The sequence below is a fragment of the Paenibacillus sp. FSL R7-277 genome (genome assembly GCF_000517965.1).
Lineage (GTDB): Bacteria > Bacillota > Bacilli > Paenibacillales > Paenibacillaceae > Paenibacillus_AQ > Paenibacillus_AQ silagei.
In genome coordinates, this window is sequence record NZ_ASPX01000070.1 from 59532 (window position 1) to 69859 (window position 10328).

Annotated in this window: 8 protein-coding genes; 7 read left to right on the forward strand and 1 reads right to left on the reverse strand. The window is 50.4% G+C overall.

Translation table 11 applies throughout. The annotated features are described in order from the left end of the window. Positions 1-86: 86 nt before the first annotated feature. Genes dnaN through gyrB form a run of 5 tightly spaced genes read left to right on the forward strand, consistent with a single transcriptional unit; the run spans position 87 to position 4867 of the window. Entirely contained in the window at positions 87-1229 is a 1143-nt protein-coding gene (gene dnaN / locus C173_RS21035; RefSeq protein ID WP_036728067.1) for a DNA polymerase III subunit beta, read from the forward strand. A 47-nt stretch (positions 1230-1276) separates the two neighbouring features. After that, positions 1277-1507 (forward strand): S4 domain-containing protein YaaA, encoded by a 231-nt coding sequence (gene yaaA / locus C173_RS21040; protein WP_036699885.1) that lies wholly within the window; start codon positions 1277-1279, stop codon positions 1505-1507. Between the two features lie 20 nt (positions 1508-1527). After that, positions 1528-2646 carry a DNA replication/repair protein RecF gene (gene recF / locus C173_RS21045; RefSeq protein WP_036728069.1) on the forward strand — a complete coding sequence of 373 codons (1119 nt, stop codon included), beginning with the start codon at positions 1528-1530 and terminating at the stop codon, positions 2644-2646. A 16-nt stretch (positions 2647-2662) separates the two neighbouring features. Beyond that, positions 2663-2911 carry an extracellular matrix regulator RemB gene (gene remB, locus C173_RS21050; RefSeq protein WP_036728071.1) on the forward strand — a complete coding sequence of 83 codons (249 nt, stop codon included), beginning with the start codon at positions 2663-2665 and terminating at the stop codon, positions 2909-2911. A 45-nt stretch (positions 2912-2956) separates the two neighbouring features. After that, positions 2957-4867, forward strand: coding sequence for a DNA topoisomerase (ATP-hydrolyzing) subunit B (gene gyrB / locus C173_RS21055; RefSeq protein ID WP_036728073.1), 1911 nt, complete (start codon positions 2957-2959; stop codon positions 4865-4867). 99 nt (positions 4868-4966) lie between these two features. Here the strand turns inward: gyrB and C173_RS21060 are convergent, their stop codons facing one another. Further along, on the reverse strand, positions 4967-5854 hold the full coding sequence (locus C173_RS21060; protein WP_036728074.1) for a YheC/YheD family protein: 888 nt from the start codon (positions 5852-5854) through the stop codon (positions 4967-4969). Positions 5855-6149: 295 nt separating this feature from the next. On the opposite strand from C173_RS21060, the gene gyrA reads away from it, so the two are divergent. Together gyrA and C173_RS21070 are read left to right on the forward strand one after the other, a co-directional pair. Next, entirely contained in the window at positions 6150-8696 is a 2547-nt protein-coding gene (gene gyrA / locus C173_RS21065) for a DNA gyrase subunit A (RefSeq protein ID WP_036728076.1), read from the forward strand. Between the two features lie 160 nt (positions 8697-8856). Continuing rightward, positions 8857-9957 carry an HD-GYP domain-containing protein gene (locus C173_RS21070; protein WP_036728078.1) on the forward strand — a complete coding sequence of 367 codons (1101 nt, stop codon included), beginning with the start codon at positions 8857-8859 and terminating at the stop codon, positions 9955-9957. Positions 9958-10328 lie beyond the last annotated feature (371 nt).

Below are 10328 nucleotides of genomic sequence, written 5' to 3' on the forward strand. Positions count from 1 at the left end.
AACTATAATAATTCATCTTCTAAGAGCAGGTTTCAAAGAGCATTTACGTACACCCATTTCCCAATTTTTCAGCTAGGAGTGAAATCATGAAAATCAGCATTCTCAAAAACGAGCTTAACGAATCCATCGGCCATGTCTCCAAGGCAATCTCCAGCAGAACAACTATCCCTATTCTGACCGGTATTAAGTTTGAGGTTAGCCATCAGGGCGTTACACTGACTGCAAGTGATACGGATATTTCAATTCAGTCCTTCATCCCTGCCGAGAATGACAGCCAGACGATCGTCAAGGTAGAGCAGCCGGGCAGCGTAGTGCTTCCCGCCAAATTTTTCGTAGAGATTATCAAGAAGCTTCCCTCCAAAGAAATTCACATGGAAGTCAAGGAAGGCTTCCAGACCTACATCTCCTCCGGCTCTACGGAGATTCAGATTGTGGGCCTCGATCCTGAAGAATTCCCTGTTCTGCCAAGCATTGAAGAGAATGAAACCATCTCCATGCCCGGTGATTTGCTGAAGAATATGATCAAGCAGACTGCCTTCTCCATCTCCACCCAAGAGACCACACCGATCCTGACAGGCATTCTGTGGAATCTGGCCGACAATGAATTCAAGTTCACGGCTACCGACCGCCACCGGCTCGCAACCAGAGCTGCACACCTGGAAGGCACAGAGAATATCCAGTTCGCGAATATTGTCATTGCCGGCAAAACGCTGAACGAGCTGAGCAAAATTATCCCTGATCAGAATATGCTGGTGGATATTGTCGTCGCCGATAACCAGGTGCTGTTCAAAATCGACAAAGTGCTGTTCTATTCGCGGATTCTGGATGGCATTTATCCGGATACTTCTAGAATTATTCCAACCACCTACAAAACAGAACTAACTTTGGACACAAAAAAATTAAGCGAATCGATTGACCGTGCTTATTTGCTGTCCCGCGAAGAGAAAACGAACATCGTCAGGATGCAGACCCTGGAAAACGGTGATGTGGAGATCTCTTCCAGCTCCTCCGAGCTGGGGAAGGTTCGTGAAGAGCTGGAAGTTATCGATTTCAAAGGCGAGCCGCTGCGCATCTCCTTCAACTCCAAATATATGCTCGATGTGCTGAAGGTGGTGGAGAGTGAGCAACTCGTGATCGCCTTCACCGGCATGATGAGCCCGATTATTCTCAGACCGCTCGATGAGAGCCGCAGCCTGTATGTGATTCTGCCGTACCGGACAACTAATTAACGCCCTGTTCATGAACATGTGGATAAGTGGCTGAGAGGATCAAAAACATGAAAAAAATAGTTATCCACAGTGGATATATTAAGCTCGACCAGTTCCTGAAGCTCTCCGATTGTGTATCCACAGGGGGGATGGCTAAGGCACTGCTGCAGGAAGGGCATGTGCAGGTGAACGGTGAGGTAGAAGAACGGCGTGGCCGGAAGCTCTACCCGGGTGATACAATCGAGGTACAGGATAACGGCGTCTTTGAAGTTGAGGGCGGCGGCGTCAAGGAGGAGTAACCCTAAGGAGGAACAGGCTCTTGTTTGTCAAAAATATCGGACTGCAGGATTACCGCAACTATGGGCTGCTGCGTCTTGAGCATCTGGGCGATGTGAATCTCATTCTCGGACAGAACGCCCAGGGCAAAACCAATCTCATGGAGGCTTTGTTTGTCCTTGCGATGACCAAAAGCCACCGGACCTCCAAGGACAAGGAGCTGATCTCCTTCGATGCCCCGGCGGGCTCCGCACAGATTGTTGCTGAAGTAGAGCGCAAATACGGGGATCTTAAGCTGGAGCTGACCCTGTCCCCGCAGGGCAAGAAGGCCAGAATTAACGGACTGGAGCAACGGCGGCTCAGTGAATTCGTAGGCTCGCTGAACGTTGTAATGTTTGCTCCGGAGGATCTGGAGATTGTTAAAGGCACCCCGGGCATCCGGCGCCGGTTCCTTGACATGGAGATTGGCCAGGTTCAGCCGAGCTACCTGTTTCATCTGCAGCAGTACCAGAAAATCCTCCTCCAGCGGGGCAATTTGCTGAAGCAGTTATGGGGCAAGGAGGCTGGCGGCCGGGAGCTTCTGGACATCTGGGATGCCCAACTTGTAGAACATGGTGTTAAAATCGTCAAAAAAAGGAAACAATTCATAAAGAAGCTGCAGATATGGGCAGAAAGCATCCACCGGGGCATCACAAACGGCGGAGAAGAGCTCAAGCTGCTCTATGTCCCCTCCTTTGGTGAGCGTGAAGAGGAAGATGAAGCTGTCTTATTGGACAAATTTATGTTAAAGTTATCACAAACAAGAGATCAGGAAATCAGGCGCGGCATGACGCTGACGGGTCCCCATCGGGATGACCTGTCCTTTTTTATCAACGGAAGAGAAGCTCAGGTCTACGGTTCCCAAGGGCAGCAACGTACGGCAGCTTTATCGCTCAAGCTGGCGGAAATTGAACTGATCCATGAGGAGATCGGAGAATACCCTGTGCTGCTTCTTGATGATGTTTTGTCCGAACTTGATCCCTATCGTCAGACCCAGCTTATCGAAACCTTTCAGAGCAAGGTGCAGACCTTCATCACTGCCACCGGTGTTGAGGGACTGAACGCTGATAAACTAAAGGGTGCAATCCTGTATCATGTTCATGGCGGCAAAGTGGGGTTATAAAGAGCGGAGGAAGACCATGTATATTCATTTGGGCGGAGAAAAAATTATTCGATCCTCAGAGCTGATTGCTATATTTGATATATCGATTGAGAAGTCCTCCAAGGTATCGAAGCAGTTTATGACTCATTCCCAGCAGGATAAGAAGCTGGAACGCATTGGTGAAGAGGAAGCGAAGTCTATTGTCGTGACCAGGAATACTGTCTACTACTCCCCGATCTCCTCCTCCACTCTCAAAAAAAGAGCCAAGATCTTGTTAGAAATATAGGTTTCGTAAGTTACAAGAGATAATCTGAAAGAAGTAGGTGAAGGCATGTCAATGAATCAACCGACATATGATGAGAGCCAGATTCAGGTACTGGAAGGGCTGGAAGCAGTTCGGAAACGTCCCGGCATGTACATTGGCTCCACCAGCTCAAAAGGTCTGCATCATTTGGTCTGGGAAGTTGTCGATAATAGTATCGATGAGGCGCTGGCAGGTTTTTGCGACCGGATTCAAGTCATAATTACTGAAAATAATAGTGTGACTGTTATTGACAACGGGCGGGGAATTCCTGTCGGTGAGAACGTCAAGCTGAAGAAGTCCACGCTTGAAGTGGTCATGACTGTCCTGCATGCAGGCGGTAAGTTCGGCGGCGGGGGCTACAAGGTGTCCGGCGGTCTTCACGGCGTGGGGATCTCTGTGGTTAACGCTTTGTCCGAGAAGGTAGTAGTGACCGTCAAGCGTGACGGGCATGTCTATCAGCAGGAGTACAACCGCGGCGTGCCGCAATATGACATCAGAGTGATCGGGGATACAGAGGAGACGGGGACCACCACCACCTTCCACCCGGACCCGGATATTTTTACCGAAACCACTACTTTTGAATACTCCACGCTCCTTACCCGTATCCGAGAGCTGGCCTTCCTGAACAAGGGCATTGAGCTGTCACTGCTGGATGAACGGACCGGAGTCAACAATACGTTCAAGTATGAAGGCGGTATTGTGGAGTATGTGAAATACCTTAACGAGAAAAAAGAAGCTCTTCATGAGGAACCGATCTACGTGGAAGGCTCACGGGATATGATCGCGGTTGAAGTAGCTCTCCAATATAACGATTCATATACAGAGAATATCTATTCATTCGCCAACAATATCAATACCCACGAGGGCGGAACGCATGAATCCGGCTTCAAGAGCGCTTTGACGCGGATCATTAATGATTACGCACGCAAGGCCGGCGTGATCAAGGATAGCAGCCAGAATCTGACCGGTGATGATGTCCGTGAAGGTCTGACGGCGATTATTTCCGTCAAAATCCCTGAGCCGCAGTTCGAAGGCCAAACCAAGACCAAGCTCGGCAACAGTGAAGTCCGCGGGATTGTAGAATCACTGTTCGGCGAGAAGCTGCAGGAGTTCTTGGAAGAGAATCCTGCCGTCTCACGTAAGGTGCTGGAGAAGTCATTGCAGGCTTCCCGTGCCCGTGAAGCAGCCAAAAAGGCCCGTGAGCTGACCCGCCGCAAAAGTGCGCTTGAAGTCAGCGCGCTGCCGGGTAAGCTGGCGGACTGCTCCTCCAAGGATGCATCGATCAGTGAGCTGTACATCGTCGAAGGTGACTCGGCCGGCGGATCTGCCAAGCAGGGCCGGGACCGTCACTTCCAGGCGATCCTGCCGCTGCGCGGCAAGATTCTGAACGTCGAGAAGGCCCGGCTGGACCGGATCTTGTCCAATGCGGAAATCCGGGCGATTATCACCGCACTCGGAACCGGGATTAGCGATGATTTCGACCTCTCGAAGGCGCGTTACCACAAGGTTGTCATTATGACGGATGCGGACGTCGACGGCGCCCATATCCGAACACTGCTGCTGACCTTCTTCTACCGCTACATGCGGAAGATTGTTGACGCAGGGTATATCTATATCGCCCAGCCGCCGCTCTTCAAGATCGAGCGCAACAAGGTTGTGCGCTATGCACAGACCGAGAAGGAGCGCGATGAGATCATTGCTGCCTTCGGTGAGAACGTGAAGGTTAATGTTCAGCGCTACAAAGGTCTGGGTGAGATGAACGCCGCTCAGCTGTGGGACACGACGATGGACCCTGAGAGCCGCACCATGCTGCAGGTGACCATTGAGGATGCCATGCTGGCGGACAGCATCTTTGATACCCTGATGGGTGACAATGTCGAACCTCGCCGTGAATTCATTCAGGAGCATGCGCAATCGGTTAAGAACCTGGATATTTAAGCCGCACATAGCGAACCTCCGGATTATCCCTTGCGGATGAAGCCGGAGGTTTTTTAGTAATACAGAGGGGTATATAGCCTGCCGTTTGAATACATAGAGCTAGAAGTTCGATATTCGCTTGCGGCGGCTGGTCACGGACTTCCGGTTAGGCTTCAACCGTCCATAGGCCACAGCGTAACGGTGGATTTTGCGGTAAATTGCTTTGTTCGGGAACAATTTGAAGACAATGATGGAGGGTAAGGTGTTTACTTCAAGCAGCCATAGATCGTGATGCTGGTCCATGGCGACATCAAGCCCCAGCTCCTTAAGGCCTGGATAAGCCGTTTCGAGCTGCGCGCCGATTCGGACGCCCAGCGATTTGAGCTGCTGGGTAGTTGCAGACATTTCGTCAGAGGTCATATGCTCCTTGAACAGGGTATCTACCGGAAAAACACTGCCCCCGCTGTGATAATTCGTGATCACCTTCTGCGGTGCGGCGACCCGGCCAAGCATGCCTGTAGTCTCCCAGCTGCCCTGGGGGTTCTTCTGGGTAAGCACCCGCAGGTCGAAGGGACGGTCCTGATGCTGCAGCAGATCAATGCCCTGCTGGACCAGATAGCTGCGGTCTTTAATCCGGGGCACCAGTGCGGCATGAAGCTCTTCAGGGCTATTAAAGACCTCGGCGTCCTTCGCATACCTGAGAATATACATCAGCTTCGGCTCTGCCGGTACTTCTGCTTCAATGCCTGCAGCTGCTGTCTCCGGTTCACGGGTCTCCGGCTGCTGCCCGCTGGGACTTAAGTGTACAACCCTCTGCTCGGCTCTCATCACTCCGCTGCCATAGGTGCCGCGGTCGGGCTTTATATATACCGTGCCATGCAGATGCAGCATTTCTTTCAGATCCTCCAGGCCGTATTTGCGCGTTTCCGGAATATAGACCGAGAGCTGACGGTTTTGCAGAATGACTTTCGTTTTTGCCCATTTGCTGGACACGCGTTGAATCTTCATGTTCTGCCTCCGTTTCTTTACGCATAGCGAATTTTCAGGACAAGAAAGCAAAATAATGTTATAATATAAGGATATGAGATTATGCTTTTTGGGACGAAAACAGGGGCATGAAGCCAATTCTCTTGTCTCTACAGTCTATGTACTGAAGACAGCAGCGGAGAGGGCGTATACCCTTATCCGTACTAAAAGAAAATCAATATAGACGATAACAGGCTATCATGTTTAATTGTGCTGGTTTTGTGAAAGTAATATAATATAGGGTAGCGGTTTTTAACTGAAGGAGGTCCACCAACTCATGGCTGAACAAAATAACCCGCAAGTCAAAGATCGGGACATTGGCGTGGAAATGCGCGAATCCTTTATGGATTACGCAATGAGCATCATTGTAAGCCGGGCTTTGCCGGATGTGCGGGATGGACTTAAGCCTGTTCACCGACGCATTTTGTTTGCAATGTCGGAACTTGGTATGTCCTCGGATAAGCCACATAAGAAGTCAGCGAGAATCGTCGGTGAGGTTATCGGTAAGTATCACCCACACGGTGACTCAGCAGTCTATGAAACAATGGTACGTATGGCACAGGACTTTTCCATGCGCTATATGCTTGTAGACGGTCATGGTAACTTCGGTTCCATAGACGGAGACATGGCGGCTGCAATGCGTTATACAGAAGCACGTTTGTCCAAAATTGCCGGAGAAATGCTCCGTGACCTGAACAAGGAGACCGTTGACTTCGCGCCCAACTATGACGGTGAAGAGAACGAGCCTGTAGTCTTGCCGGCGCGTTATCCCAATCTGCTGGTCAATGGTGTAGGCGGGATTGCGGTGGGGATGGCAACCAACATTCCTCCGCATAACCTCGGTGAGGTTATTGACGGTGTGCAGGCGATGATCAAGAATCCTGATATTACGCCTATGGAGCTTATGGAATATATTCAAGGCCCGGATTTCCCGACGGCCGGATATATTCTGGGCCGTGAAGGCATCCGTCAGGCCTACCGCACTGGACGCGGATCGGTTACCATGCGTGCCAAGGCGACAATTGAAGAGAATAACGGCAAGGCCCGGATTATTGTGCATGAGCTTCCTTACCAGGTCAACAAAGCCCGGCTCGTGGAGAAGATTGCGGAGCTGGTGCGTGAGAAGCGCATCGAGGGAATTACGGATCTGCGTGATGAGTCTGACCGTAATGGAATGCGCGTAGTGGTTGAAATGAGACGGGATGTGAATCCGAGTGTGGTACTCAACAATCTCTACAAGCATACTTCTATGCAGTCCACCTTCGGGATCAACATGCTGGCTATTGTCAACAATGAACCGAAGACTCTGAATCTGCGCGATGTGCTATATCACTATCTGCAGCATCAGATCGAAGTCATCCGCCGCCGGACGATCTTCGACCTTAAGAAGGCGGAAGCACGGGCGCATATTCTGGAAGGTCTGCGTATTGCCCTGGATCATCTGGATGAGGTCATTGCCCTGATCCGCGCTTCACGCACTACCGACATTGCCCGGGAAGGTCTGATGGAGACCTTCAGTCTAAGCGTAGAGCAGGCCCAGGCGATCCTCGATATGCGGATGCAGCGCCTGACCGGTCTGGAACGCGAGAAGATCGAGAACGAATATAACGAGCTTTTGGCCAAAATTGCCGAATACCGTGAGATTCTGGCCAATGAGCATCTTGTGCTGGATATTATCAGCAATGAGCTGCAGGAGATCCGGGATAAGTACTCCGATGACCGCCGTACAGAAATTACCGTTGGGGAAGAAAGCATCCTTGACGAGGATCTGATTCCGCGTGAAGAGGTTGTTATCACGATTACCCACACCGGTTACATCAAACGTCTTCCGGTCAACACCTACCGCAGCCAGAAGCGCGGCGGACGCGGTGTCATCGGGATGGACACCAAGGACCAGGACTTTGTGGAGCATCTCTTCGTGAGCAACTCTCATAACTACCTGATGTTCTTCACTGATAAGGGTAAGGTGTACCGGATTAAGGCCTATGAGATTCCGGAGCTTGGACGGACTGCCCGGGGAACGCCGATCATCAACCTGATTCAAATTGAGCAGGGCGAGAAGATCAGCGCGGTCATCCAGGTAGAGGAAGCGGACAGTGACAAGTACCTGTTCTTCGCTACCCGCGAGGGAATTGTGAAGAAGACGCCTCTGGAAGATTACAACAACATCCGTAAGGGTGGCCTGATTGCAATCAATCTCCGTGAGGAGGATTCACTGATTGAGGTGAAGCTGACAGACGGTGAGCAGAATCTGATTATCGGTACTGCACGCGGAATGTCGATTACCTTCTCGGAGAATGATGTGCGTTCCATGGGCCGCAGCGCTACCGGGGTTAAGGGAATCACGCTTGATTCCAATGACCATGTTATTGGCATGGACTGCGTAGACCAGGAGCTTGAGGTGCTGATCGTAACCACCAAGGGCTATGGTAAGCGGACACCTGCTGCTGACTACCGGTCCCAGACCCGCGGCGGTAAAGGCATCAAGACCATTAACCTTACGGATAAGAACGGGCCGGTTGTCGGGCTGAAGGTCGTCAAGCAGGACGAGGATCTGATGATTATTACGACCAGCGGTACCCTGATACGTACCAGCATGGACGGAATATCCACCATGGGCCGTTATGCGCAGGGCGTTAAGCTGATTAATATCCGTGAGGATGATGCTGTAGCTACACTGTGCAGAGCGGACAAAGAGGATGAAGAGCTGTCTGAGCATGAGGATGGCGAAGACATTCAAGGAGTTCCTGTAGAAGACGAAGGCGAGATGGAAGCTAGCCAGTCTGAAGCGGATGCCGTGAACGAAGACGATAGCCTCGAATAAGGATGGCAGGAGAGCATGGGTTTCTGATGTATAGAAATCCATGCTCTTTTTTTATATTCTATTAACTGATGAACGGGGAATTCTCTATCTAGCCGCTTCCCGGGTTCCATACTATAATTAGAGCATCATAGGTGTCACCGACATAAAGGGGCTTGGGCTAATGCCAAACATATCCGTTGGAGAGATTAAAGCGGGTTCAAAGATTATAAAGGATGTAATTACTCCTTTAGGAGGAGTATTGTTCGGGAAGGGCAAAATCATTCTCCCCCGGGATATTGAGATTTTGCAGGCTTTTTTGATCGGACAGGTTGAGATTGAAGGGGCACAAGGGGAAGACAAATCGGCAGAGAGCGCTAAACCGGCAGTGAAGCAGCAAGCGGCTAAGGCGGGTGCTCTGATTAATGAGTCGGTGCTAGCCAAGAGTAATTCTCCGCTTCACGATGAGTATGAGAAAATGCTGGTGCTTATCAAGCAAAGCTACCGTGCAGCGGCTGCAGCGGCTCTTCCGATCTTCGAACTGCGGAGTCAACTGGAGCTGCTGATTACCCATTTGAAGGATTATCATGTCTTAAAGTTTGCGCCGCGTGTGCTGATTGACCAGGAATATAACTATCATAATGCGGTCTTGTCTGCCCTAACCTCCTATCGAATTGCCCAGTGGTGCGGATATCCGCAGAAGGACTGGATGCAGGCTGCTTTTGCCGGCTTGCTGCACGATATAGGTAACATTAAGGTAGACGAAGCGCTGCTGCAGAAGCCAACCCCTCTAAGCGGTGCAGAGATTGACGAAGTACGCAGGCACACTACATACGGTTATCAGCTGCTGCGCAATGTTACAGCCATTAACGAAGGGGTTAGACTCGCCGCCCTGCAGCACCATGAGAAGATAGATGGTTCAGGGTATCCACTTAGGCTGGATGGCAGCCAGATTCATTTCTACGCCAAGATTGTGGCAGTCGCCGATATCTTTCATGCCATGACGCTGGGAAAAGCCTACAGAAAGGCACAGTCGCCTTATCTGGTATTGGAGCAGCTGCAGAAGGAGAGCTTCGGAAAGCTCGATCCGGTAATCGTACAGACCTTCATTCAAAAGACGACAGACCTATATAACGGTACACGGATACGGCTCAGCGATGGGCGTCATGGGGAAATCATCTTTACCGATCGTAACAACCCGACAAGACCCATGGTTCAGGTTGAAGGAAACATCGTTAATCTGATCAATGAACGGGAGCTTCATATTCAAGAAATTATTGCTTAAGCACGCGGACAGAGGAGTAGAGCTATGCTAACTTGCTTGCCGGGTTAGGGCCGGTTAGGGGAAGCGTAGCTTTAGATAATGATTTAGAAATAATGCTTGCATTGAATCTCTATCCGTGATATATTCTATTTCTGGCCGCGAAACATCAACGCCTGGCTCGAAAAGAAGTTGAAAAAAGAGCTTGCATTGATCGGCTGGATGTGATATATTATAAGAGTTGCTGGTGACGAGATAATCGACACTGACAACGAGCTTGATCTTTGAAAACTGAACAACGAGTGAGTATCGGAGAACGCTTCGGCGAGATCCAAAAATGAGAATGTAAATTCTCGTCAGATGTTTCAAAATGAGCAATCGCTCTTTCTAAATAC

Bases quoted from the DNA above. Each gene is read 5' to 3' on its own strand.
- yaaA (WP_036699885.1), top strand. From the start codon at position 1,277: ATGAAAAAAATAGTTATCCACAGTGGATATATTAAGCTCGACCAGTTC.
- dnaN (WP_036728067.1), top strand. From the start codon at position 87: ATGAAAATCAGCATTCTCAAAAACGAGCTTAACGAATCCATCGGCCAT.
- gyrB (WP_036728073.1), top strand. From the start codon at position 2,957: ATGTCAATGAATCAACCGACATATGATGAGAGCCAGATTCAGGTACTG.
- remB (WP_036728071.1), top strand. From the start codon at position 2,663: ATGTATATTCATTTGGGCGGAGAAAAAATTATTCGATCCTCAGAGCTG.
- C173_RS21070 (WP_036728078.1), top strand. From the start codon at position 8,857: ATGCCAAACATATCCGTTGGAGAGATTAAAGCGGGTTCAAAGATTATA.
- gyrA (WP_036728076.1), top strand. From the start codon at position 6,150: ATGGCTGAACAAAATAACCCGCAAGTCAAAGATCGGGACATTGGCGTG.
- C173_RS21060 (WP_036728074.1), bottom strand. From the start codon at position 5,854: ATGAAGATTCAACGCGTGTCCAGCAAATGGGCAAAAACGAAAGTCATT.